This window comes from Mycobacterium ulcerans subsp. shinshuense, from assembly GCF_002355775.1.
GTDB classification, from domain to species: Bacteria; Actinomycetota; Actinomycetes; order Mycobacteriales; family Mycobacteriaceae; genus Mycobacterium; species Mycobacterium marinum.
Genome location: NZ_AP017624.1, coordinates 1,156,921 through 1,180,824, shown reverse-complemented (window position 1 = coordinate 1,180,824; position 23,904 = coordinate 1,156,921). Strand labels below are relative to the sequence as shown.

The 23,904-nt window shown below is 64.4% G+C and carries 20 protein-coding genes, 2 pseudogenes and 1 riboswitch; of the genes and pseudogenes, 10 read left to right on the top strand and 12 right to left on the bottom strand.

Going from position 1 to position 23,904, the window contains the following annotated elements; all coding sequences use genetic code 11:
- Positions 1-654: 654 nt before the first annotated feature.
- Positions 655-1,824 carry a PPE family protein gene (locus tag SHTP_RS05615; RefSeq protein WP_172900637.1) on the bottom strand — a complete coding sequence of 390 codons (1,170 nt, stop codon included), beginning with the start codon at positions 1,822-1,824 and terminating at the stop codon, positions 655-657.
- Positions 1,825-2,343: 519 nt separating this feature from the next.
- Here SHTP_RS05615 and SHTP_RS05610 point away from each other — a divergent pair.
- From SHTP_RS05610 to metE, 4 genes are all read left to right on the top strand, one after another.
- Positions 2,344-3,618, top strand: coding sequence for a TetR/AcrR family transcriptional regulator (locus tag SHTP_RS05610; protein WP_096372336.1), 1,275 nt, complete (start codon positions 2,344-2,346; stop codon positions 3,616-3,618).
- Positions 3,619-3,722: 104 nt separating this feature from the next.
- Positions 3,723-4,565, top strand: coding sequence for an SDR family oxidoreductase (locus SHTP_RS05605; protein WP_015356871.1), 843 nt, complete (start codon positions 3,723-3,725; stop codon positions 4,563-4,565).
- A 16-nt stretch (positions 4,566-4,581) separates the two neighbouring features.
- The gene (locus SHTP_RS05600; protein ID WP_096370019.1) at positions 4,582-5,220 is read left to right on the top strand and encodes an SDR family oxidoreductase; all 639 of its coding nucleotides are present in this window, start codon (positions 4,582-4,584) and stop codon (positions 5,218-5,220) included.
- A gap of 55 nt (positions 5,221-5,275) precedes the next feature.
- Positions 5,276-5,501: riboswitch (cobalamin riboswitch) on the top strand.
- A gap of 135 nt (positions 5,502-5,636) precedes the next feature.
- Positions 5,637-7,928: a 5-methyltetrahydropteroyltriglutamate--homocysteine S-methyltransferase gene (gene metE, locus SHTP_RS05595; protein WP_096370018.1), complete on the top strand. Its 2,292-nt coding sequence runs from the start codon at positions 5,637-5,639 to the stop codon at positions 7,926-7,928.
- A gap of 77 nt (positions 7,929-8,005) precedes the next feature.
- Here the strand turns inward: metE and SHTP_RS05590 are convergent, their stop codons facing one another.
- Positions 8,006-9,727, bottom strand: coding sequence for a DUF3556 domain-containing protein (locus tag SHTP_RS05590; RefSeq protein ID WP_096372335.1), 1,722 nt, complete (start codon positions 9,725-9,727; stop codon positions 8,006-8,008).
- 71 nt (positions 9,728-9,798) lie between these two features.
- Positions 9,799-10,308, bottom strand: a complete 510-nt coding sequence (locus SHTP_RS05585) for a DoxX family protein (RefSeq protein ID WP_096370017.1) — start codon at positions 10,306-10,308, stop codon at positions 9,799-9,801.
- A 172-nt stretch (positions 10,309-10,480) separates the two neighbouring features.
- Here SHTP_RS05585 and SHTP_RS05580 point away from each other — a divergent pair, with 172 nt between their 5' ends.
- Together SHTP_RS05580 and SHTP_RS05575 are read left to right on the top strand one after the other, a co-directional pair.
- A complete protein-coding gene (locus SHTP_RS05580; RefSeq protein WP_096370016.1) occupies positions 10,481-12,046 on the top strand; it encodes a pyruvate, phosphate dikinase in 1,566 nt (521 codons plus the stop codon).
- On the top strand, positions 12,043-12,648 hold the full coding sequence (locus tag SHTP_RS05575; RefSeq protein ID WP_096370015.1) for a MarR family transcriptional regulator: 606 nt from the start codon (positions 12,043-12,045) through the stop codon (positions 12,646-12,648). Before SHTP_RS05580 ends, SHTP_RS05575 begins: the two co-directional genes overlap by 4 nt.
- Positions 12,649-12,654: 6 nt before the next feature.
- Here the strand turns inward: SHTP_RS05575 and SHTP_RS05570 are convergent, their stop codons facing one another.
- Positions 12,655-13,896 (bottom strand): WS/DGAT domain-containing protein, encoded by a 1,242-nt coding sequence (locus SHTP_RS05570; RefSeq protein WP_096370014.1) that lies wholly within the window; start codon positions 13,894-13,896, stop codon positions 12,655-12,657.
- A gap of 4 nt (positions 13,897-13,900) precedes the next feature.
- Complete coding sequence (locus SHTP_RS05565) at positions 13,901-14,806, bottom strand: alpha/beta fold hydrolase (RefSeq protein ID WP_096372334.1); 906 nt, start codon at positions 14,804-14,806, stop codon at positions 13,901-13,903.
- A gap of 553 nt (positions 14,807-15,359) precedes the next feature.
- Between SHTP_RS05565 and SHTP_RS05560 the strand changes: the two genes are divergently transcribed.
- Positions 15,360-15,947: a TetR/AcrR family transcriptional regulator gene (locus SHTP_RS05560; RefSeq protein ID WP_096370013.1), complete on the top strand. Its 588-nt coding sequence runs from the start codon at positions 15,360-15,362 to the stop codon at positions 15,945-15,947.
- A gap of 2 nt (positions 15,948-15,949) precedes the next feature.
- Here SHTP_RS05560 and SHTP_RS05555 read toward each other — a convergent pair whose 3' ends face one another.
- Positions 15,950-16,426, bottom strand: a complete 477-nt coding sequence (locus tag SHTP_RS05555; protein WP_096370012.1) for a VOC family protein — start codon at positions 16,424-16,426, stop codon at positions 15,950-15,952.
- Between the two features lie 135 nt (positions 16,427-16,561).
- On the opposite strand from SHTP_RS05555, the gene SHTP_RS05550 reads away from it, so the two are divergent.
- A complete protein-coding gene (locus SHTP_RS05550; protein ID WP_420866687.1) occupies positions 16,562-17,428 on the top strand; it encodes an alpha/beta fold hydrolase in 867 nt (288 codons plus the stop codon).
- Here the strand turns inward: SHTP_RS05550 and gnd are convergent.
- On the bottom strand, positions 17,425-18,447 hold the full coding sequence (gene gnd / locus SHTP_RS05545) for a phosphogluconate dehydrogenase (NAD(+)-dependent, decarboxylating) (protein WP_012395902.1): 1,023 nt from the start codon (positions 18,445-18,447) through the stop codon (positions 17,425-17,427). The two genes, SHTP_RS05550 and gnd, sit on opposite strands and share 4 nt — an antisense overlap.
- 14 nt (positions 18,448-18,461) lie before the next feature.
- A pseudogene (locus tag SHTP_RS05540) lies at positions 18,462-19,875 on the bottom strand (glucose-6-phosphate dehydrogenase).
- 145 nt (positions 19,876-20,020) lie between these two features.
- Between SHTP_RS05540 and SHTP_RS28150 the strand changes: the two are divergent.
- A complete protein-coding gene (locus SHTP_RS28150; protein WP_096370010.1) occupies positions 20,021-20,854 on the top strand; it encodes an adenylate/guanylate cyclase domain-containing protein in 834 nt (277 codons plus the stop codon).
- On the opposite strand, the gene SHTP_RS27915 is transcribed toward SHTP_RS28150, so the two are convergent.
- Positions 20,851-21,015 carry a hypothetical protein gene (locus SHTP_RS27915; protein ID WP_015356883.1) on the bottom strand — a complete coding sequence of 55 codons (165 nt, stop codon included), beginning with the start codon at positions 21,013-21,015 and terminating at the stop codon, positions 20,851-20,853. The two genes, SHTP_RS28150 and SHTP_RS27915, sit on opposite strands and share 4 nt — an antisense overlap.
- A gap of 32 nt (positions 21,016-21,047) precedes the next feature.
- Here SHTP_RS27915 and SHTP_RS05530 point away from each other — a divergent pair, with 32 nt between their 5' ends.
- Positions 21,048-21,749, top strand: a complete 702-nt coding sequence (locus SHTP_RS05530; RefSeq protein ID WP_012395906.1) for a guanylate cyclase — start codon at positions 21,048-21,050, stop codon at positions 21,747-21,749.
- Positions 21,750-21,845: 96 nt separating this feature from the next.
- Here SHTP_RS05530 and SHTP_RS05525 read toward each other — a convergent pair whose 3' ends face one another.
- The 3 genes and pseudogenes from SHTP_RS05525 to SHTP_RS05515 all read right to left on the bottom strand — a co-directional run.
- Positions 21,846-22,175, bottom strand: coding sequence for a putative quinol monooxygenase (locus SHTP_RS05525; RefSeq protein WP_096370009.1), 330 nt, complete (start codon positions 22,173-22,175; stop codon positions 21,846-21,848).
- Positions 22,176-22,250: 75 nt separating this feature from the next.
- Positions 22,251-22,814, bottom strand: a complete 564-nt coding sequence (locus SHTP_RS05520; RefSeq protein WP_420866650.1) for an OsmC family protein — start codon at positions 22,812-22,814, stop codon at positions 22,251-22,253.
- A 397-nt stretch (positions 22,815-23,211) separates the two neighbouring features.
- Positions 23,212-23,645, bottom strand: a pseudogene (locus tag SHTP_RS05515) (hypothetical protein); the annotation flags it as partial.
- Between the last annotated feature and the right edge of the window lie 259 nt (positions 23,646-23,904).

Here is a 23,904-nt window from a genome sequence, read left to right as displayed (position 1 = left end):
CGCGAGCTGACTTGCCGGACCGGCAGACGATCCAGCGGCGGGACGAACCCGACAGCGACGCCGCTGCGGCAAGTCTTGCAACCCCGCGTCCGGTTCGTCGCTGCGGACCGGGAAACACCGACTACGCGGGCCGCAGCACGCACGCTCCAGCCGCGAGCCCCCAACTCCATGAACCGCTGATGCTTGACCGACTGCGGACGACGTTCCGGCCCCATTTTCACCCGACGCGATGATGCCGGCACAACCTCTAGAACCTAGAAAAGTGTTGCGACCACGCCTAGCCTGGATTTTTCGTGAAACGTTGCGAGTTTCGGGGTGTAGATTTGCGAAAGTTCCTGTCGTGCAAGGGATGATGAAATTCTCTACGCTTCAAAGATTCTGACAGGAAGGCACTTCACAGGTGGAGCGACACAAGGTCGCATGTGAAGTTGGCATCAGTCGCTCGACGAGCCGGAACTGGCGCAACGGCATCAGGGTGCACCGAAAAGACGGCAGGTACGGGTCGCGCCCCCTGGCCCCTGACCACCACGGTCATCTCTTCACGGTTTGTGTCCGAGACCGAACGCATCGAGATCGCCGAGTTCGACCGACATCACCCTCGACGAAAAATTGAGGCCAGACCTCGACTCCGAAAACTCCGATTGGATCGGCGCGCTATCCGATTCCCGTCCTGGGCACCACGCTAGGCCGGGACTGTATTGGGTTCGGGCTGGCACCGCCTCGGCCCAGCATTCCACCGGGCATCCCGCCACCGGCACCGGCACCCGCACCCATCGACATCGGCATCATCGGCATTCCGGCGGGTCGTCCCGCCGCGGCCATCTCAGCCTCATTGGCGACACCGGCCGCGCCCAACCCCGACATCGCCGAGCTAGCCATCCGCGTGAGCATCGATCCCTCCCAGGTCGGCGGAACCGATACCGCGCCGACCATCCGCGCTTTGCCCAACCCGGCCGAAATCGATGAACCCAGCCCCGCCCCGCCCATCGCCTTCACGCCACTAACCGGCGCGTCCACCAACTTCGCTGCGCGCGCGGGGATTCCGGCGGCGGTTGCGCCGGCCACCCCGGCGGTCGACCCGCGCAGCGAACTACTCATCAGGTTCATCAGCGGTGACATCGCCATGCTGAACGGGTACATCAGCATCGACGCATCCTGCAGTGGCAATGACTGCAGCGTCGTCAGCGCCGTCGGAACGGCCGCCATGACGCTTTGCACCGGTGTGGCGAGCGCCGAGGACGCGGATGTGACCATCCCGAACGTCTGCGTTCCGATCTGGGATGCCAATCCAGCCAGGTCCACGGGCGGCAGACTGAACGGCACCAGGGCGGCGGCCACCGACGACGCCCCACCGTGATAACCCACCATGGCCGCAACATCCTGGGCCCACATCTCCAGGTAGTCGAATTCGTTGGCCGCAATCGCGGGTGTGTTCTGGCCCAAAATATTGGTTGCCACCAACGACACCAACGACATCCGGTTGGCGGTGACGGCAGCCGGATGCACGGTCGCCGACAGTGCGGCTTCAAACGCCGTCGCCGCCGTCCGAGCCTGATTGGCCGCCGACTCGGCCTGGCCCGCCGCTCCGCTCAGCCAGCCCACATACAGCGCCGCGGCGGCCGCCATCGACACCGACGCCGGACCAGACCAAGACCCACTGGACAGCCCCGAGACGACCGAATCAAATGATGACGCCGACGCATACAGATCCTGCGCCAACCCTTCCCAGGCCGACGCCGCGGCGAACAACGGCCCCGAGCCCGCGCCGGAGAATATCCGAGTCGAATTTATCTCTGGCGGTAACCAAGCAAAGTCCAACATCATCACACCCCAAACCGTTCAGCCGCCCCAACGCCCCGGACAACTCGCCTGTCGACAACCTCCGCAACTGCATTTGACCCCTGAGGCAACAGTCGCCATTCGGCGACAATTGCCAATACGGCCAGATGCTAGGACGGGGTCGGCGCCGGCGTCCGGGCTTTCACATGGGACCCTGCTGTCAATAGCCTGCCAAGCCGCTGTCAGCTCGGCCGGGGCCCTCTCACCGGGCGTGCGCCGGCTACGCCGCGCCAGCGCAGTCAGCAAGATCGAACCACGGGCCGGGCCGCCCCTGGCGCAAGTCGCTGCAAGCCGATCGCGCAGCCAACCGGCAGTTCGACAGGACCGGGCAGCCGGCCCGCACCGGCACGCTCGTGACCACTGCCCGAGCACCCAGTCTGCTAGATTTAACAAAAATTTGGTTGGCAGGAGGGACGAAGGCATATGTTTGCTAGGTCGCAATTCTGCCGACCCATACACCGGTAGCCTATGGCGAAGGTCAATGCAGCGGCGAAAAGCCGGTGGATGGCTGATCACCGAGATCAGGCCGGGACGGACGACTCCGGGACGCGCCGGACCGAGATTCTCCAGACCGCAGCGGCGTTGATAGCCTCGTCGGGTTTGCGGACGTCGCTGCAGGAAATCGCTGACGCCGCAGGCATTCTGCCGGGCAGCCTCTATCACCATTTCGAGTCCAAAGAGGCGATCCTGATCGAACTGATCCGCCGCTATCAGGACGACTTACATCAGATCGGGCAAAGCTGGCAAGCGAAGCTGGACCAACCCGATTCGCGAACCGTGGCCGAGAAGATCACCCAACTGGGAGCCGCGATCGCCAACTGTGCGGTAGCGCATCGGGCCGCGCTTCAGATGTCGTTCTACGAGGGCCCCAGCGCGGTTCCCGAACTGATGAAGCTGACGTCGCAACGTCCGCTAGCGATACAAGAAGCCATGCTGCAAACGCTGCGCGCGGGGCGGTGGAGCGGCTACATCAGGACCGAAATCGACCTCCCCACGTTGGCCGACCGGATCTGTCAAACAATGCTGCAAGTAGGTCTGGACATGATGCGTCGCAACGCATCCGCCGACCAGGTCTCCGGGTTGATGTGCCGAACCATTCTGCAAGCCTTGGCAAGCCACGCACCAACCGACGTGGATCTGGACGGTTCCAATGCGCTGTCCGCAGCAAACGACGTGATCGCGACATGGATCGACGAAAAGGACGCCGATCCCAGTGACAAGGCCGCCCACGTTCGGGCGGTGGCACGAATGGAGTTCGGGCGCAAGGGTTACGAAGTCACCACGATCAGAAACATCGCATCTGCGTCCGGACTTGGCACCGGGACTGTGTACCGGGTGATCGGATCCAAAGACAAGCTGCTGGCGTCAATCATGCGTTCGTTCGGACAGAAGGTCGAAGCGGGCTGGGTCGCCGTGCTGCGCTCGAACGCGACGCCGATCGAGAAGCTGGACGCGCTTAGCTGGGTGAATATCAATGCGCTGGATCAGTTTTCCGACGAGTTCCGGATTCAGCTTGCGTGGATGAGACAGTCGCCACCGGATACTCCCAACCCGGGGTGGCTCTACGCCGCGCGGCTGCGACAGATGAAATCGCTTCTGTCCGAAGGTCTGCGGTCCGAAGAAATACAGATCGAACCGCCGTCCATCACGATGCTGGCCCGATGCGTCATCGGTTTGCAGTGGATACCGGAGAACATCTTGCACTTCGTCGGCACCCGTGCGGCGCTCATTCACGCCCGTGACACGGTGTTGCGTGGCGTCGCCGTGCGCGGCCAGTAGCGGCACCGCTTTCTCCGGCGCGATTGAACCAACTGCGCTATTGAACCAAATATATGTTCCCCTTAGAGTGAGGCGGGTAACCGGGGCCGGGCAAAGGGACCTTGATGACAGTTGTGGATCGGTTGCGGTACGACGGCAAACGAGCGCTGATCGTCGGCGGCGCCACCGGGATGGGCGCCGCGGCCGCCAAGTCAGCGGCCGAACTCGGCGCCGAAGTCATCGTGATGGACTACGCGCCGGTGGGTTATGACGCCGCCCAGACGCTGAGCGTTGATCTGCGCGACCCGGCATCCATCGACTCCGCTGTCGAGCGGCTGGGCGGGCCGGTCCATGCGGTGTTCTCCGCGGCCGGTGTCGCAGACGGACCAGACCTGATGAAGATCAATTTCATCGGCCACCGCCATCTGATCGACCGCCTGCTGGCCAATGACCAGCTTCCTTCGGGATCGGCGGTCTGTTTCATCTCGTCGGTCGCGGGCATGGGCTGGGAGAACGACCTGCCGCGGCTGACCGAGTTCCTGGCCACTCCTGACTATGGAGCGGCCCAGGACTGGGTATCGGCGCATGAAGCCGAGGGCATCATTCACTACGGCTTCAGCAAGAAAGCCATCAATGCCTACGTGGCGACCAGGGCCTATCCCCTGCTGAAAAGGGGGATCCGCATCAACGCCATCTGCCCAGGCCCCACCGATACCCCGTTGGCGCAAGCCAATGCCGACCTGTGGCTCACCTTCGCGCAGGACTACCGCGACGAGACCGGCTCCAAAGTGCACACCCCGGAGCAGATGGGCGACGTGATGGTGTTCCTCAACAGCGCGGCCGCCTTCGGGATCAGCGGGATCACGCTATTGGTGGACTACGGGCACACCATGTCGTCACTGACCGGCGCCTACCCGCCAGGCAAGCCCATCATCGACCTCATCATGGGCCGCGTCCCGATGCCCTAGCGGTAGCGTCGCTGCTATGACGCGTGTTGTTGTCTTTGGTGGCCACGGCAAGGTCGCTCTGCTACTGGGGCACATCCTGGCCGACCGGGGCGACCAGGTGAGCTCGGTCTTCCGCAACCCCGACCACCGCGATGACATCGCCGCAACGGGCGCCACACCGGTGCAAGCCGATATCGAAGGGCTAGATACCGCCGCGCTGGCCGGGCACGATGCGGTGGTGTTCTCCGCCGGCGCGGGCGGCGGCAATCCAGCGCGCACCTATGCCGTCGACCGCGACGCCGCCATCAGAGTCATCGATGCCGCGACGCGGGCGGGTGTGCAGCGGTTTGTGATGGTCTCCTATTTCGGCGCCGGCCCTAATCATGGTGTATCGGTTGATGATTCGTTCTTCCCGTATGCGCAGGCGAAGGCGGCCGCGGACGCCCATTTGCGTGCCAGCAACCTGGACTGGACCGTGCTGGGGCCGAGCCGGCTCACCATGGAACCGGCGACCGGGCGGATCTCAATTGGCACGGGCAAGAGCGGCAAAGCCACGGTCTCGCGCGTCGATGTCGCGCGGGTGATCGCCGCCACGCTCAACGACGACTCAACCATCGGCCGGACCATCGACTTCAACAACGGCGATGTGCCCATCGCCACGGCATTGGCAGACTAACCGGCCAGTACGCGACCGCGGGGCGGCAGAGTAACCTGGACCACGCAGCTGGTCTGCCGTCATCGCCCCACGCGGTGTCGGCATCGAGCGAGGCATCAACGATGCGTCGTAAGAGGGAATCCGGTGAGAATCCGGAACTGTCCCGCAGCGGTATGCAGGAACGACCGCCGTCATGAACGAAACAAGCACTGGTCCTTCACGACTGGGAAGCGACGGCCACTAGGAGCACCACCGGGTGCGCGCCTGCGAGTCCGAAGACCTGCCAGTTGTGCCGGGCGCGCCGCGCCCGGCGGCTCATCGCCTCGTGGAATGGGCGTTCGGCCGAAGCGGTTGTGCTCGTGCGGTCAAAGCATGGCGCAGTCGGGTCGGTTGTGCGTCCGAGGGCGGTGATCACCCCGTCAATTGAAGGACGCGCTGTGACTCAGCTAGTAAGCCAGCAACCATTTTTCGCAACCATTACCGGCTCTCCCCGTATTGGTCCGCGCCGCGAACTCAAGCGCGCAACCGAGGGCTATTGGGCGGGACGCACCAACCGAGCAGAGTTGGAGTCCGTCGCCGCCACCCTGCGTCGCGACACCTGGACCGACCTGGCCGCGGCCGGTCTGGACTCAGTTCCGGTGAACACCTTCTCCTACTACGACCAGATGCTTGACACCGCAGTTCTGTTGGGCGCCTTGCCCACCCGAGTAGCCGGGATCTGCGACGACCTGGACCGCTACTTCGCCGCGGCGCGGGGCAATGCTGAGGTCTCGCCCTTGGAGATGACCAAGTGGTTCGACACCAACTACCACTACCTGGTCCCCGAGATCGGGCCGGACACCCGGTTTGGGCTGCATCCCGACAAGGTGCTCGCCGAATTGAAAGAGGCGCAGGAGCTCGGCATCCCGGCACGGCCCGTGGCCATCGGCCCGGTCACCTTCCTGCTGCTCAGCAAGGCCGTCGACGGCGCATCCGCGCCGATAGGACGGCTCGAGGAGCTGATGCCGATCTATTCGGAGCTATTGTCACTGCTCGCCGATAGCGGTGCCCAATGGGTACAGCTGGATGAACCGGCGCTGGTGACCGACATCTGCCCCGACGCGCCCGCGCTTGCCGAACGGATGTACACCGCGCTGGGGTCACTGGCCAACCGGCCGGCCATCCATGTCGCTACCTACTTCGGCGACCCGGGCGCCGCGCTGGGGGCGCTGGCCCGTACCCCCATCGAGGCGATCGGCGTCGACCTGGTTGCCGGTGCGCACACCGCGATCGCGTCCATCGTCGCAGCTCCTGAGCTGGCCGACAAAACGCTGGTAGCCGGCATCGTCGACGGTCGCAACATCTGGCGCACCGACTTGCAGGCGGCGTTGAGCCGGCTGGCGACCCTGCTTGGTTCGGCAGCCAGCATCGCGGTGTCCACGTCGTGTTCGACCCTGCATGTGCCGTACTCGTTGGAGCCCGAGACCGACCTGGACGCTAGCCTGCGCAGCTGGCTGGCATTTGGCGCGGAGAAGGTGGCCGAGGTCGCGGTTCTGGCCCGCGCTCTGCGCGAGGGGCGCGAGGCGGTCGCCGCTGAGATCGCGGCGTCCAACGAAGCGGTGGCCTCCCGCAAGAAGGATCCACGGCTGCACAACGGGCAGGTGCGGGCCCGCATCCATGCCATCCTCGCCTCGGGTGTGCATCGGGGCGATGCCGCCACACGCCGACTCAGCCAGGAGGCACGGCTACAGCTGCCGCCGCTACCCACCACGACGATCGGCTCCTATCCGCAGACCACGGCGATCCGAACCGCCCGTGCGGCACTGCGCGCCGACGAGATCGACGAGGCGGAGTACGCGCGCCGGATGGAGAAAGAGATCGCCGACGTCATCGCCCTACAGGAAGAGCTGGGACTCGACGTGCTGGTACACGGTGAGCCGGAACGAAACGACATGGTGCAGTACTTCGCCGAGCAGTTGGACGGCTTCTTCGCCACTCAGAATGGCTGGGTCCAGTCCTACGGCAGCCGCTGCGTGCGTCCGCCGATTCTCTACGGTGACGTCGCGCGCTCCCATCCGATGACGGTCGACTGGATCAGCTACGCGCAGTCGCTGACCGCCAAGCCGGTCAAGGGCATGCTGACCGGCCCGGTCACCATCCTGGCGTGGTCTTTCGTGCGTGACGATCAGGCGCTGCCCGATACCGCCAATCAGGTGGCGCTGGCCATTCGTGATGAGACCGTGGATCTGCAGTCGGCCGGCATCGCGGTGATCCAGGTCGACGAGCCGGCGCTGCGCGAATTGTTGCCACTGCGGCGCAGCGAGCAGGATGTGTACTTGCGTTGGGCGGTAGCCGCTTTCCGCTTGGCGACGTCCGGAGTTGCCGACTCGACCCAGATCCACACTCACCTGTGCTACTCGGAATTTGGTGAGGTGATCGGGGCCATCGCGGACCTTGATGCCGACGTCACCTCCATCGAGGCGGCACGCTCCCACATGGAGGTGCTCGACGATCTGAATGCGATCGGTTTTGCCAACAGTGTGGGCCCCGGCGTCTACGACATTCACTCACCACGAGTGCCCAGCGCCGAGGAGATGGCGGATTCGCTACGTGCCGCCTTGAAAGCCGTTCCGGCTGGGCGGCTCTGGGCCAATCCCGACTGCGGGCTCAAGACCCGCAACGTTGATGAGGTGACGGCGTCCCTGCAGAACATGGTCGCCGCCGCACAGAAAGTACGACCCGAGGCGTAGGGGTCTGTCGAGTGTGACGCCACTGCGAGTTTCGCGATGAAATCTCGCAGTGGCGTCACACTCGACGCTCGACGGCCTTACTCCGACTGCACCTGGACTGGTACGTCGTCGGCCCAGGGCTGCCGCGTCACCATGTCCGAGACCCGCACCCATCCCCGCTCGAATTCGCCGGTGGCCGCATCCACCAGGCGGTAGGCCTGAGTCTGCTTGTGGATCGGTTGCGCGTCGAGCAGCACGATACGCACCTCCCCCGGCTCGAAGTTGCAGCGCTGCTGCATCGCGGCGATGAGTTGCTCGTTATGCATGTGTCCGTCGCCGAAATTCCAGCCGGCGGCGGTGCTGCAGATCCGCTCCCCGTCGGTGATGACATAGTCGTCTTCGTCCTGGCCGGCCATTGCCCGGTGGGCCAAGGTGAACAGCGCCCTGCCGTGAGTGTTCATGGCGCGGAACGCGTATCCGAGATACATCAGGATCTGCGCCCGGTCCTTGCCGTAGAAGCGCTCCAGCTGAGCCTGCGGCATGCTGGCGATTGCGACGATCCCCCGCTTGATCTTGGCGTCAGCCGAGGGTTTGATGCACCACAACGTGGTGTCCCAGTTGCCGGCGTAATAACGCATCCCGGGCAGAAACGAGATCTTGCGCGGGAACAAGTTGCCCAAGATGACAATTCCTGCCACCACGGCAAACAGAATCGCTACCGGCACAGGGCTTTTCACATCGGTTAGGCCGAGGTCAGCATGGCCGACGAACAGCGCCAACACGCCGAAGATCATGAATACGTTCCACTCCACCGGTACCCCCATCGGAATCGCCGTCAGAATTCCCAGGTGGAAGCAGACCATCGCGATCGCCGCCGCGGTGGTCGGCCAGCCGCCGTGCGACAGGAACAACGCCACGGGAACGAACATTTCGATGAAAGTGCTGAGGTGCGCGAGCATGCGTGACAGCAATCCGGGCCGCGGATCGTCGGGAAACTTTGCAAAGAACATCCGCTTGATGAAGCGCGGCCGGAACAAGGGGTTGTTGGACATCATCGTGGAGATCACGAATGGGAAGTGCCGGTTGAGCTTGGAGGTCGCCGCACCCATCCAGATCACCAGGAACACCAGCTTGGCGGCCACGATCATGTCTATCCCGCCGAGCAGAAAGGTGACCGTCAGCGTCCCGTAGACCTCACCGCGGGCGGCCAGGAAGATCACCTTGTCGCGCAGCCCCACCATCGCCAGGAGCAGCAGGATCATCACGATCTCCCACATCGGCAGCAGCCCCACCTTGCTGCCCAGCTCCGGCATCGGGCCGGAGCCATCGGTGAACAGCGCCGTCACCAACATGATCAACAACAGCGCATAGAGCGCGACATCCACCGGCTTGCGTTTGGTCCCCGCGGTCCACGGGACGCGCTCGGGCCAGGGTGGCAGCCGGATGGTGCCGAATCGTAGCCAGTACAAGCTCGAGCCCATGGGCGGGAAGAACCGGTTGTTCAGCGGGCCGAACCCGCAGCCCAGCCCGACGACCTCGAACAGCATCGTGTAGAGCACGACCTTCTGGAACACGATCGGCTCGGTGTACCACGACTTGACGTCGGTGAATCCTTCGATTCCTTTGGTGCTGAACACGATCAGCCAGCCCACCAGGATGTAGAGCAGGATCTTGCCGACGTAGAAAAGGTGCATCACGACCGGAGTGCCAAAGCCGACCTCGGCCCAATGGCGGGCCATCGGGCGGGTCTTTTCACTGCGGGTGCCCTTGCCCCATTCGACAATGTCGACCTGCGGCAGCACGGGCTTGAGAAATCCCATGGTTTCACACACTAGAACGTGTTCTAGTGTTTCGCCGCGCAGCCACGGCAAGCCGGGTTTGCGCCCGTCGGCTATCCGGCCTGCCGAGCCGGCGGCCGGTAAAAGATCAGCAACTGGCCGAAGGCCCCGGCCAGCCCAAGCCCAAGCGATGCCACCAACCCCGGCCAGCCATTGAGCCAGTTGTTCCCGAATATCACCCAGTCCAGGCTCAGTTTTCCAGCACCGATCGTGGCCACCGCGACGGCGCTGAGGGCGAGCACCAGGTTGTACTCCCAGCCCTCTTTGACGATGAAAAATCCGTTGGGTCGGTGCACGGTCCAGGCCGCGACGAACATCAGCGAGACAAAGCCCGCCGCCGGGATCGGAGTGAGCAGGCCGGCCGCAAGTCCCAAGCCCGCGGATACCTCGGTGATCGCGGCCACCGTGGCGTAAAACTTTCCGGGCTTCATGCCGATGCTTTCAAACCATCGTGCCGTGCCCGGAATCCGGCCGCCGCCGAAGAACTTGTTGAATCCGTGCGCGGCCATTGTGAGGCCCAGCACCAGCCGAAGGATCAGTAATCCGACATCGTAGGGAGCCATGAGTGCAAACCTAGATCATTCGGCGCATCCCACAACAGCAGCGCCGAGCCGCGGACGCTACTGAACCGTGTGGAAACATAGCGAGCGTTCTGGGAGTTTGCCGAAGACCACAAGGGGGTGCACCACGACTCGTTTCTCACGAGCCGGGGGCATCCCGTTCACCGGCCCCGCCGTGGTGTTACTGGACGGCCGCGCACATCAGCCTCGGGAGGTCCTGGGCAACAAGGGCCACTGTATCGACTCAATGCGCCGGAACAATCTGCCGGTGCCGCCTGCCTTCTGCATCACCAGCGAAGTGGGCGTGCGCTACCTGGCGGATCCAGCACCAACACTGGACGCGATCTGGGACGACGTCGTGGACCGGATCAGGTGGCTGGAGGCCGAGACGGGACGCACCTTCGGCAGCGGGCCGCATCCGCTGCTGGTCAGTGTGCGCTCGGGAGCCAACCAGTCGATGCCCGGCATGATGGACACAATTTTGGACCTGGGCATGAACGACACCGTCGAGCAGGCCCTGGCCTCCCCCGGCACCGGCGACTTCGCGCGCGACACCAGGCGCCGGTTCACCCGCACGTATCGGCGAATCGTGGCGGGAAGCGATCCCCCCGACGACCCCTACGAGCAGCTACGTGCTGGCATCGGCGCCGTGTTCGCCTCCTGGAACTCTCCGCGCGCCATCGCCTACCGCAACCACTACAGTCTCGACGACCAGGGCGGCACCGCTGTCGTGGTTCAGGCGATGGTGTTCGGCAACCGCAGCGCCGATTCCGGCGCCGGGGTGCTGTCGTCGCGCAATCCGATCACCGGCGCCAGCGAACCGTTCGGCGAATGGCTACCCGGCGGTCAGGGTGATGACGTCGTCTCGGGTCTGCTCAAGGTAGAACCGATCACCGCCCTGCGCGACCGACTGCCGAAGATCTACCTCGAATTGTTGGATGCCGCGCGCGGCCTGGAACGGCTCGCGGCCGAGGTGCAAGAAGTCGAGTTCACCGTCGAAAGCGGAAAGCTGTGGCTGCTGCAGACGCGATCCGCCGAGCGGTCCGCGCAGGCTGCGGTGCGATTGGCGCTGCAACTGCGCGGTGCCGGCCTGATCGACGATGCCGAGACGCTGCGCAGAATCACCCCCACCCACGTGGAGACCCTCTTGCTGCCCACGCTGCAGCCGGAAGAGCGTTTGGCCGCATCGCTTTTGGCAAAGGGCCTGCCGGCGTGCCCGGGAGTGGCCGCGGGCCTGGCCTACACCGACGTGGACGAGGCGCTGGACGCCGCCGACCGGGGCGAGCAGGTGATCCTGGTGCGTGACCACACCAGGCCCGAAGACGTCTCGGGGATGCTTGCCGCGCAGGGCATCGTCACCGAGATCGGTGGCGCTGCCAGCCACGCTGCGGTGGTCAGCCGTGAGCTCGGCCGGGTGGCGGTGGTCGGTTGTGGTGACGGGGTTGCGGCCTCGTTGGCCGGCAAGCGGATTACCGTCGACGGCTACACGGGCGAAGTGCGCGAGGGCATTTTGGCGCCGTCCGCGTGGTCGGAGGACGACACACCCGAGCTACGCGATCTCACGACGATCGCGCTGAAGATCAGCCCGCTGCGCGCGCATGCGAGCGGCGACTACCCCAAGCTCGACGATCCTTCCGAGGCTGGGGTGCTGACCGCGATGGCCGCCGGCTACACCGATGTCGTCTCGGACGCACCGCTGATCACCATGTTGAACGCGCTACGTGTGCAGGACGGTCTATGACGGAATTGGTGATACTGCAAGCAATCAGGTTGAAGGGGCGGGTGAGCCCGCCCGACCTTGCCGAGACGGTGAGCCTGGACCTGGCCGAAGTCGCGGACACGGTCGCGCGGCTGACCGCGGCAAACCTGTTGGTCGGCGACACCACATTGCGCATCAGTCCCGAGGGCCGGGTCCGGCTCAGCGAATTGCTGACCGAGGAACGCAACGCGGCGGACGCGACCACACTGGCCAACGTCTACAGCGACTTTCGTTCCGTGAATGCCGATTTCAAGGCTCTGGTGACAGAGTGGCAGCTCCGAGGCGGCAAACCGAACAGCCATGACGACGCCGACTATGACGCCGCAATCCTGGCCCAGCTTGATGATGTGCACCAGCGGGTGGAGCCGATCATTGCGACCGCGGCGACACAGCTGCCGCGGCTGCATGCTTACTCGAGAAAGTTGAGTGCGGCGCTGGGCAGGGTCAAGGCCGGCGAGACCGCCTGGTTGACCCGCCCGTTCATCGACTCCTACCACACGGTGTGGTTCGAATTGCACGAAGAATTAATCCTGGCCGTCGGGCTGACCCGCGAGCAGGCGGCTAGATCCGGTGACGCCCAGTAGTTTTCGCTACAAAGCCTGGTCAAGGAGTTCCAGGTAGGAGTCGATGTCGGCCACCGCTGACTGTGCCGCGTGGACGCTGACCGCAATGGTGTCGCCGATGCCGTGCACGCCATGGGTCAGCCCCATCACCGGTGACAGCGCCGGATACCCGGCCGTGAGCACCACCGCAGCTTCCCCGAAGCTCAGATCGGCAGCGCCGCGGTGCACGCTGGACACCACCGTGTTTCCGGCCACCTGATCCGGCCGCATGTCCGCATCGAATTGGCTTACCCCCCAGCGCAACAATGCGGCGGGGACCCTCGCAAAGGCGAGATCGGACGCGCTGGCCGCCGGATGCTGCATGCGACGACGGGCGTTGGCCAGATCGGCGGCGATTCGATGCATCCGCTCGCCGCGTTCGAGCTGCGGATACAACCCGACAACGATGTTGCCGAAGTGGTTGTTTGCTTGCCGCAGTCCCGGTTTGGCCATCGGGACTTCGGCGCCCAACTGTTCGGCGTTCCCGTCAGGTAGCCGTGACAGTGCGGCCGAAACCGCGGCCAGCACCGCGACCGTGACTGTCGGACCGCAGATCTGGGAGCGATGTTGCACCAATGTGCGCAGCTCGCGGGCGCCCTCGGGCCTGGCGTTGGTGCTGCGCAGCGGCCGCGATCCGGCGCCGGGTGCCAACAATCCGGCTTCGGTGTCACGTACCAGACGGCGGTGCGTACAGACCGCATCGGCGGCCACCCTGGGCAGAAAGCCCCGCCGCCGGGGCTCCGCCGAGGGGATGGGAGCGCGGCGCCCAAACAGCCGGGCCGCCAATGCCGAGGCGCGCACGCCGTCGCCGAGGGCGTGGGCGACCTGCACGACGACAACGGTGCCCGGTGCCTGGACGCCCGGAATCCCGCTAACGGGGGCAAATACATGTGCCCGCCACGACATCAGCCGAATATCCAGCTGCTCGCGCGCCAGCCCGACCACCGCCGCGAGGCAACCGTGCCAGCTGTCGTCGTCAAGGTTGTGCCGGACCACCTGTTCGGACCCGACGTCGGTGGCTAGCCACCGCGGATAGGTCAACACAGCGCCGTCGTGGACGCGCATCCGCAGCTCCGGACACGCGCGGGCCCGGCGGACGAGCTGATCGATGGCGCACTCTGGTTCGGCCGGTCGACCGTCGAATGCATACAACAGGAATTGATCGTTGGGCATTTTCGCCGACATCCAATAGAACTGCGCATCGACGGCCGCCATCGGGTGCGCCGCCACCGGTTCAGCCCGGCGGGGCAATGAACGGCAGGATCAGCTTGGCCACCGCTTCGGGCTGTTCGAGCTGCAGGAAGTGACCGGGTTGTTCGACGACCGCCACCTCACTGCCCGGCGGCAGCACCCTTTCCGTCCAGTGCGTGAAAGCCACTGCGGCACAGCCATCGTCACGACCGTGTAGGTAGAGCACCGGCAATTGAGGCGCCTCGGTCCACCAACGGTTCAATTCCGCGTAGCGGGCCGGCGGCCGGGTGTTGCGAATGGTTGCCCGGTAGGGACCCAACGCCGCGCGCCACCCCTCCGCCGTCCCGATGGCAGCGTCGACGTGGCGCAGATCCTCCTCGGCGTAATAGGTGGGCGACCATCGTCGCCACAGCAGCCGGGGCACCCACGACGCCGACCGCTCGGGCAACCAGGGCAGCTGGAAGTAGAGGATGTACCAGCTCCGTAAGAGCTGGTGGGGCAGTTCGCGGGCCAGACGGCCGCGGTCGGGCACCCGGCCCAGCGGGCGAAACGCGGCCGCCGGTGGCACCGACATGATGACGGCCCGGGAAAACGGTCTGTCGGGCATTGCCGCCAAGCCGGCCGCGGCGATGGCGCCCCAGTCGTGGCCGATCAGCACGTCACCCTCGGTAGCGCCAGCAGCGGATCGCACCCGCAGTGCGTCATCCATCAGCGCACCAACGTGATAGCTCCCGTCGGCGGGAATCGCCGACGGCGCATAGCCCCGCATGAACGGTGCAACGACCCGCCACCCCGAGTCGACCAGAATCGGGGCGAGCTTGCGCCAGCCGTAGGCCGTGTCGGGAAAGCCGTGCAGGCACAACGCCATCGGCGCCTCGGGGCGACCCCAGGTCAAGGCTTTCAGATCACCGTTGGGCCCGGGCACATCGATCCAGCGCGGCTCAGGCATCACGGGCCTTGTCGTGGTCATCCGCGGCGCCGGCACAACCTTCGAGGGCTGGCTCGATGGGCCCGCTGACCCACCGAGCGGCATCGTCTTGCATGTTGACTCCTGTTCGCCACGTGCAACCCGTATGCACCAACGTAACTGGCGCCGAATGAGGACAACACCACCGATCGGAGACACCGCCGTCGTCTCCCGGCACGGTCGCTGAGCCTACGCACTTGCTCGACGCGACGGCGAGATCGCGGCCCGCAGGCGGATCCAAGTCGATGGTGTTCGCCACGTTACCCCAGGGGACGGCGCGAACCGGATGCATGTCCGTGACCGCCCAAAGGCACGCCAGGCCGCTCCGATACCGGGTCTGGCCGGGGTGGCGCTGCGCGACGCGCCGGCCGCGATACAGCCAGATTGTCTGGCACCTATCCGGGGGCCGTTTGGGGCCGAACTCGCTGGGCATGCGCATTCGAGCCCACACCGAGCCCGCCTGCATCCCAAACCGCCGGGCTGACATGCGATGAATTTCTTCGCACGACGATGATCCAGCGGCTAATTTCTAGATATGTCGACCGACTCGCACGGGCGCCGCTGGGCCAAAACAGACGCCACCCAGCGCCGGATCCTCGACGCAGCGACCGAGGTGTTCGCCACCAGAGGCTTCAACCCGGCCACCATGGCCGAAGTGGTGGCTAGCTCCGGGGCCAGTATCGGCAGCATCTATCACCACTTCGGCGGTAAGACCGAACTGTTTCTGGCGATCTTCGAGCAGATGGCCAGCGCCGTCGAAGGCAAGATCGAGGAAGCACTTCAGCAGGCCGGCGACGAAACCGACCGGCGTCGCATCTTCGAACTGGGTGTACGGGCTTACCTCGATGGGCTCTGGGAGCATCGGCGGGTAGCCAGATTGCTCGCCTCCGGAGATCGACCGACCGACTTCGGAATCACTCGTCGCGATCGCATGACGTCTGCTTTTCGCAGCTGGATGGCGGTGCTAGAACTCGACTCGTCGCTGCATGGACAATTCCTCAGCCGCGCTCTGCTGGCGATCATGGAGGAATCGTCACTGATGGTTGCGGCATGCGAGGAGCCCGAACAAGTCAAACCGGTCATCGACGCCACGATCGAATGGATTGGCCGACTCACCGAGTGAGCTCACCCCGCGGCGTTCACCGCCTCTTCCAGCTCGGCGACCACAATCTTGTGCATGCCGAGCATCGCGATGGTTGCGGCTGCCGCCCGTGCCGGGTCCGGATCGTTCAGCAGCTCATACAGCCGGTCGGGAACGATCTGCCAGCTCAGGCCGAACCGGTCCTTGCACCAACCGCACTGCGATTCCGTACCGCCCTGGGTTAACCGATCCCAGTAGTAGTCGACCTCATCTTGGTCCTTGCAGTTGGCCGTGAACGAGACCGCCTCGGTGAACGGGAACTGTGGACCGCCGTTGATTCCAATGAACCGGACCCCGTCGAGGACGAAGGTTCCCGATATCACCGTGCCGGGTTCACCCGGCCCCGCCTCGGTATGCCGGTTGAATCCCTCGATCTGCGAGTTCGGGAACACCGACGTGTAGAACTGTGCGGCTTCCGCCAGATTGTGGTCGAACCACAGCGAGGGCGTGATAGCTGGCATTGGCGGCTCCTGGTCGTTGGGATCTCGTCATTTCAATAGACCCCGGCTGGGCAGCAAACTCATCGCGACCGCGCTATCGGCCCCGCAACAGCGGGTGCTTAAAGCAGCTAGGTAACGTCAGAACGCGTGAGCGCCATGAGCAACAACCCCCGAACGGTCGAGTTTTCCGGTACTGAGGGGATTACCCTGGTCGCCGACGAATGGAACCGCGACACCGCCGCGTCCGGTCGCCCCACCATCCTGATGTTGCACGGTGGCGGCCAAAACCGGTTTTCCTGGAAGAACACCGGCCAGATTCTGGCCGATACGGGCCTCCACGTGATCGCGCTCGACACCCGCGGACACGGCGACAGCGACCGGGCGCCGGACGCGGACTACGCGATCGAAACCTTGACCTCTGACATCCTGCACGTCCTCGACGCCATCGGACGCCCGGTCGTGCTGATCGGCGCCAGCATGGGCGGGCTGACCGGCATCCTCGTCGCGGACAGCGCTGGCCCCGACCGGGTGACCGGGTTGGTGCTGGTCGACGTGGTGCCGAAATACGAAAAGGACGGCAGCGCCCGCATCCGCGACTTCATGTTCACCAACCTCCACGGGTTCGCCACGCTCGAGGAGGCCGCTGACGCCGTCGCCACCTATCTGCCGCATCGGACCAAGCAGCGCAGCCCCGAAGGGCTGAAGAAGAACCTGCGCCTGCGCGACGGCCGCTGGTACTGGCACTGGGATCCGGCGATGATGACCGCACCTGGGGACGACCCGGAGTTGCGCACCGAAAACTTCGAGCGCGCCGCGATGAACCTGACGATCCCGATCTTGCTGATTCGCGGGAAGCTCTCCGATGTGGTCAGCTCCGAGGGCGTCCAGGATTTTCTGGACAAAGTGCCGCACGCCGAATTCGTCGAACTGTCCAACGCCGGCCACACCGCGGCCGGCGATGACAACGACGCCTTCACCGAAGTGGTGGTCGACTTCGTCAAGCGGAGGGCGGCGACCGGCTAGTTGACCGGCTTTTCCGCGTGGCCACCGAACTGCTTGCGCATCGCCGATAGCGCCTTGTTGGCAAAATCATCGAGGTCACGCGAGGCAAAGCGCGACTGCAGCGCGGTGGTGAGGACCGGCGTAGGCACACCTTCGTCGATCGCCGCGATGGAAGTCCACCGCCCCTCGCCAGAGTCGGAAACCCGTCCCGAGAACTCTTGCAGCTCGGGAGATTCGTGTAGCGCGATCGCGGTCAGATCCAGCAGCCAGGAGCCGATCACGCTCCCCCGGCGCCACACCTCGGCCACCTCGGGGATGTCGATGTCGTACTGGTAATACTCCGGGTTGGCCAGCGGCGCGGTTTCGGCGTCACCCTGCTGCACCCGGGTGCCGACATCGGCGTTGCGCAGGATGTTGAGGCCCTCCGCCAACGACGCCATCATCCCGTACTCAATTCCGTTGTGCACCATCTTGACGAAGTGCCCGGCGCCCGTCGGCCCGCAATGCAGGTAACCCTTTTCGGCCTCCGCGACCTCACCATCGCGGCCCGGCGTTCGCGGTGCCGCCTGCACCCCGGGTGCGACGGTGGCCAAGATCGGCTCGGCATGCGCAAACGCGTCCGGCTCCCCGCCGACCATCAGACAGTAGCCGCGGTCAAGTCCCCACACACCGCCGCTGGTACCACAATCCAGCATGTGAATGCCTTTGCCAGATAACAGCTTTGCGTGCTTGATGTCGTCACGGTAGTAGGTGTTGCCACCGTCGATCACGATGTCTCCCGCGTCGAGTGTGGTGGCCAGCTCCTCGATGACGCCGGTGGTGATGGTCCCGGCGGGCACCATCACCCAGATGACCCGCGGGGCGGAAAGTTTGTCACGCAACTCGCTCAGCGAGGACACCCCGGTGGTGTTGTTCTCCCCCGCCATCGCCTTGACGGCGTCGGGATTGTGGTCGTACACCACGCACTCGTGTCCGCCGTTGACCACTCGGCGCACGATGTTCGCACCCATCCGGCCCAGCCCGATCATCCCTAGCTGCATATCTGTTCGTCTCCTTACTGTCGTGCCTCGGCACTGCGGGGTAGCCACGGCTGTTGCCAATTGCGGTGGCCACGCAGCAGCGTCTGTGCTGCCTCGGGCCCCCAGGAGCCGCGATCGTACGGGTGGAGATTTCCCCCGGGTCGTCAAGAACCGGTTGCACGATCCGCCACGTCTGCTCGATAGCGTCCTCGCGAGCGAAAAGCTGGCGATCGCCGATCAATCCGGCATACAGCAGTCGTTCATAGGGCCGGATCGGTTCACCGAGGTCTTCGGCGAACGAGGAGTCCAGGTGAACGCCCTGCCACGAGTCGCCGGTTTGCGCGGATATCTGCAGGCGCATGCCCGGATCTGGGTCGATGCGCAGCACAATCTGGTTCGGCTCGGCCGGCCTGCGGTTGGGCAGGAAAGCCAACCCGGGAACATGGTGCAGGAACATCCGCACCTCAGTCACCCGCTCTGGCAGAGCTTTTCCGGCCCGCAAGAAGACCGGCACCCCGGCCCAGCGCCAGTTGTCGATCTCGGTCCTGAGTGCGACATAGGTCTCGGTCTGCGAGTCCTTGGCCACCCCCGGGACATCGCCGTAACCCTGGTACTGGCCCCGCACGTAGTGCGCCGTCTGCAGCGCCGGCATGGCACGGAACACCTCGGCCTTCTTGTCGTTGAGGTCGTCGGCACCCGGACCCACCGGAGGCTCCATCGCCACCAGCGCCAGCACCTGCAGCAGGTGATTTTGCACGACGTCTCGCAGGGCGCCCACCGCGTCATAGAACTTGCCACGGTCCTCGACGCCGAAGTTCTCGGCCATGGTGACGTGAATCTCGGAAACGCTCTTCCGATCCCACAATTCGGCCAGGTCGCGATTGGCGAAGCGCAAATACTGCAACTCCACGACGGGTTGCTTGCCCAAGAAGTGATCGACGCGCAGGATCTGATCTTCGTTGAGCACGGCACGTAGCCGGGAGTTGAGTTCCCGCGCGGAGTCCAGGCCATGGCCAAATGGCTTCTCCACCGCAACGCGCGCGCCGCGCAGCAAGTCTGCCTTGGCAAGATTCTCGACGATTGGGGGGCGAACAGCGCGGGCGGCATCTCCAGGTAGTACAAGGCGTGGCGGTCATGACCGATCTGCTTGGCCAGCGCCGTGTACAGGGCGGGGTCGGTAACGTCACCGGGCAGATAGGACCACCGACTGGCGAATCGCTCGAATACCGCTTCGTCGAACGGCTCGCTGGACCCTCGAATGACCTCCCGCGCCCGATCGACCAACTGCTCTACCGACATGTCGTCACTGGCGACGCCCACGATCGGACAATCCAGCAGTCCCCTGCGTTCCAGCCTGTACAACGCGCGAAAAGTCATCTTGCGAGCCAGATCGCCGGTAATTCCAAAGATCACCAATAGATCTGAGGCCTGACCTCCGCCGTTGGCCAATCCCCCACCTCCAGGACGTCATCTGGGCTAAAGCCGCTGGTCGGCTTACTTGAGATCTGCTTCCCTGCGGGGGCTGAACTCAACCCTAGACATTGCCCGATAGCCCGACAAGGCAGGCTTGGGCCGGTACTGAAAGGATGGGCGGGTGTCAGGCATGACCGATGCACTGCACATCGCGGTCTACGTGCTGGCCGGCGTCGCCGCCCTGGAAGCCGCCGCCCTGATCGCGCTATGGCGATTGCTGGCCCGCGCTCGTCAGGAAAACGATGAGTTGCGCCAGCGCGCCGACTCCCGCAACTGGCTGCTGACCGGGGGGCGCGAGGCCGTCAAGACGGTTTGGCAGACCGCGAACCTGATGCGCAAAGAGGGCTTTGGCGCCGCGGTTCGCAGCTCGATCGAGGACCTCGCGGACTGGGCCGAGGTGGAACGGCCGGACCTGGCGCGAGTCACCCCCGACGGCCGGGTGGTGATTCTGTTCTCCGACATCGAAGAGTCCACGGCGCTCAACGAGCGGATCGGGAATCGTGCGTGGGTGAAGCTGATTGGCGCGCACGACAAGATGGTTCACGAGTTCGTGCACCGCCACGGCGGACACGTGGTCAAGAGTCAAGGCGACGGATTCATGATCGCCTTCGCTCGTGCCGAACAGGCGGTGCGATGCGGTTTGGATATCCAGCGCGCGCTAAGTCGAGAGGCAAAAAGGAAACCGCGCAACGGCATTCGGGTACGGATCGGGATCCATATGGGCCGCTCGGTGCGCCGCGGCGATGATCTGTTCGGCCGCAATGTAGCGATGGCGGCCCGGGTTGCGGGTCAGGCCGTCGGCGGCCAGATCCTGGTGAGTGAACCGGTTCGCGACGCGGTCCGCGACTGCGGAGACATCCGTGTGGACGACGGCCGCGACGTCGAGCTCAAGGGATTTTCCGGCAGCTATCGGTTGTTCGGCGTCGAAACCGCCCCCGAGTGCGAGCCGGACTAGTCGCCCTGCGTCTCAGATTCGTCCAACCGCTGATGCAACCGAGCCCGGACCTCATCGGCCGAATAGGAACGGCGTTTCCGTTGGTCGCGTACCACCAACGCGCCACCGGCGACGACGCCGGCGACACCGGCCAGTCCAAGCCACTTCCACACGCTGCGCATGACGACAGGCTATCTCTGCCTATGGTGCTGGGGTGGAATCAAACAGCCTGACCTTGGACCAAGCGCTCAATGAGACCCGCACTGGCGACCTCTGGCTGTTCCGCGGCCGCTCCCGCCCCGACCGCGCCATCCAGACCTTGACCAATAGTCCGGTGAACCACGTCGGCATGACGGTGGCCATCGATGACTTGCCGCCGCTGATCTGGCACGCCGAGCTGGGCGACAAGCTGGTCGACATGTGGACGGGCACTCACCACCGCGGCGTACAGCTCAACGATGCGCGCGACGCGGTCCGGCAATGGACCGAGCGTTACCACCAGCGCTGCTGGCTGCGACAGCTGACCCCGTACGCCAGTCGCGAACAAGAGAACCAACTGTTGCGAGTCATCGCACGCATGGACGGCACTCCGTTTCCCGCCACCGCACGCCTCACCGGACGTTGGCTACGCGGCCGGCTTCCCACCGCCTACGACTGGACCAGAGGACTGCCGTGGGTGGACAAGAAGATCCGCGAGTCCACCCAGCGACGCAAGGAACGCCAAAAGGTCGGCCTGGAAGCGGCGTACTGCGCGGAGACGGTGGCAATCACCTATGAGGAAATGGGTTTGATGGCCACCGAAAAGTACTCGAACTGGTTTGACCCGGGCTCCTTCTGGAGTGGCGATACGCTTCCACTCACCCCGGGCTATCGATTGGGTAGCGAAATCGCGGTCACCGTCGGTCAGGCCGACTAGCCGACCGAACGGCGGCAATCGCCTCGGCCCGGCCACCGGCTACAGACTCCGGGGCCGGGAGCCACCATCGGAATAAACGGCTTTCGGTCGCGGGGCCTACGACTCGTCGACCGACATCTCCCCCATGGCCGACCACCCGGTCGCGTCGAGGGTCTGACTGATGATCTTGGGCGTAGCCGCGAGGGCCTGGGGCAACTCCTGCATCGCCCGCTTGAAGTGATCGCTGTTGACGTGGACACTTCCGGCATCACCGTCGCGAAAGGCCTCGACCAAGACGTACTCGGTCGGGTTGTCCAGACTGCGCGACCACTCGAACCAGAGGTTGCCGTCCTCGGCGCGCGTGGCCGCGGTGAACGACGCGACGAACTCCGGCCAGCGCTCGCTCCACTCGGGTTTGGTTTCGAACTTGGCGACAATGAAGATCATTTGCGGTCCCCGCCCCTCTCGCTGACTTGATCATCGACCTCGGAGAGCAGGGTCAGGATACCCAGCACGCGTGGGTCAGGCGATCTCCACCCGGGTGTGCACCGGAGTTGGGTTACGCGTCAGATCGAGCACTGGGCAGTGCGCGTCGACCGCCGCCTGCAATTGGCGGTAGCGCTCCGCCGGTTCCGGCCCGGTCACCGTGATCACCACCCGCACCTGCTGGAATCCGCAGCGAACGTCGTCGGCGAATCCGAAGAAGCCCTGCACGTCGAGATCGCCCTCTGCGGTCGCGGAGATGTCATCGACCGAGATTCCCAGCTTCGCGGCCCAGAAACGCCATGTCACGATCTGGCACGAAAGCAGCGAGGCCAAGTAGTACTCGACGGGGTTCGGAGCCTTGGCATCCCCACCGAGGGGCGCCGGCTCATCGACCTCGACCAGGTAGCGGCCGAGGCTGACCGTGCTGGCAACAGCGTCATGCCCGGTGGCCGAAGCCTGGAACACCACGCGCGCCTGGGCCGGATCCGTGGTTACCGCGCGCCGATTTGCCGCGATGATGCCGCTCAGGTGATTCGTCGACTCGGTGGTTGTCAAGGCAAAGCTCCTTCCATCGGGAGAAATGGTATGGAGCGCCGTCATGCAGAGTCGACCTTCTAGCTCAGCGTGAACCGAATGCGAATCGCATCCGCGTATACCACGACATACCGCCTGCAATGGCGTCCGGGAACGGTCCGGATGAATAGTCCAGCGCAGATTTGATGCTCAAATAGTTATTGCAGCCACACCCGAACCGAATTGTGATCCAGCACACAATGCATGGTCCGGGGTGGCCGCAAGGTATCAATGCACCCGGCAATATGATCCAGGTCGCAGCGTCTTTCTTTGGCCGACTTACTTACCGCAAATTGTTATGTATTAGAAATTTCGAGATCGTCGACGGGTCCCGGGTCTTCGGGCGGCGGCGGTAATTCATCCGTATTCACGACATCCTCAACCGCAGGAGGGTCCTCGGGCGCGGGCAGGCCAACGTCAACCATGTCCTCAATCCATCGAGAGATACATGTGGTGAGTGAATTGCACCTGGTAGGCGCCCCCGCCACCGACCCGGACGCCACCCCCTTCACCGCTGGACACCGAGGTGCCGCCAGGCAATGTGACCGCGGTATGGCGACCATTCCAACCGATTACCAAAGCATTGGGGGCGGTGCCATGTTGGAACCCGCGAGCAGCTAGCGCGGCCTCCTCATTACCCGTCTTAAATCGATCTCCGAAAATGAGCCTATCCGTTGCTGCATTAGATACCCAGGAAGCCAAACCCGAGCAGTCGGTCCCGGCGGGCGAATCGCCGCCGACAATATACGGCGTACCGGAAACCTGATTGATAAGCGTCAACAGTGTTGCGAGAGCAATCATGAGGACGGACGCTACCGACAATATCCATAGGAAATCAAAATTTGTGGCACTTATCACGATTAATCGAATAACGCCCTGACCTGCATATACAGCGTCCAGGTCACGCGATAATCTACATATTGAAACAGAAGTGACTACTGAGTAATCAGCAAACAATCAGCAATCGCTCGAACCACTTTGATGAGGTGGTTGACCTGCGAAAATGCCGACCGACGAGATTGCGTCCGATTAGCGGTGCAACTGTGCATTTGCGTATCGGAGACCGATCGGAGACCACCCGCGGTCGAATTGGGCCGCGCCAGAGGCTGATCAGCCG

Excerpts from the sequence above, each read along its gene's own strand:
- SHTP_RS05615 (WP_172900637.1), bottom strand. The coding sequence starts at position 1,824 with ATGATGTTGGACTTTGCTTGGTTACCGCCAGAGATAAATTCGACTCGG.
- SHTP_RS05610 (WP_096372336.1), top strand. The coding sequence starts at position 2,344 with ATGGCTGATCACCGAGATCAGGCCGGGACGGACGACTCCGGGACGCGC.
- SHTP_RS05605 (WP_015356871.1), top strand. The coding sequence starts at position 3,723 with ATGACAGTTGTGGATCGGTTGCGGTACGACGGCAAACGAGCGCTGATC.
- SHTP_RS05600 (WP_096370019.1), top strand. The coding sequence starts at position 4,582 with ATGACGCGTGTTGTTGTCTTTGGTGGCCACGGCAAGGTCGCTCTGCTA.
- SHTP_RS05590 (WP_096372335.1), bottom strand. The coding sequence starts at position 9,727 with ATGGGATTTCTCAAGCCCGTGCTGCCGCAGGTCGACATTGTCGAATGG.
- SHTP_RS05585 (WP_096370017.1), bottom strand. The coding sequence starts at position 10,308 with ATGGCTCCCTACGATGTCGGATTACTGATCCTTCGGCTGGTGCTGGGC.
- SHTP_RS05575 (WP_096370015.1), top strand. The coding sequence starts at position 12,043 with ATGACGGAATTGGTGATACTGCAAGCAATCAGGTTGAAGGGGCGGGTG.
- SHTP_RS05565 (WP_096372334.1), bottom strand. The coding sequence starts at position 14,806 with ATGCCTGAGCCGCGCTGGATCGATGTGCCCGGGCCCAACGGTGATCTG.
- SHTP_RS05560 (WP_096370013.1), top strand. The coding sequence starts at position 15,360 with ATGTCGACCGACTCGCACGGGCGCCGCTGGGCCAAAACAGACGCCACC.
- SHTP_RS05555 (WP_096370012.1), bottom strand. The coding sequence starts at position 16,426 with ATGCCAGCTATCACGCCCTCGCTGTGGTTCGACCACAATCTGGCGGAA.
- SHTP_RS05550 (WP_420866687.1), top strand. The coding sequence starts at position 16,562 with ATGAGCAACAACCCCCGAACGGTCGAGTTTTCCGGTACTGAGGGGATT.
- gnd (WP_012395902.1), bottom strand. The coding sequence starts at position 18,447 with ATGCAGCTAGGGATGATCGGGCTGGGCCGGATGGGTGCGAACATCGTG.
- SHTP_RS27915 (WP_015356883.1), bottom strand. The coding sequence starts at position 21,015 with ATGCGCAGCGTGTGGAAGTGGCTTGGACTGGCCGGTGTCGCCGGCGTC.
- SHTP_RS05525 (WP_096370009.1), bottom strand. The coding sequence starts at position 22,175 with ATGATCTTCATTGTCGCCAAGTTCGAAACCAAACCCGAGTGGAGCGAG.
- SHTP_RS05520 (WP_420866650.1), bottom strand. The coding sequence starts at position 22,814 with ATGACGGCGCTCCATACCATTTCTCCCGATGGAAGGAGCTTTGCCTTG.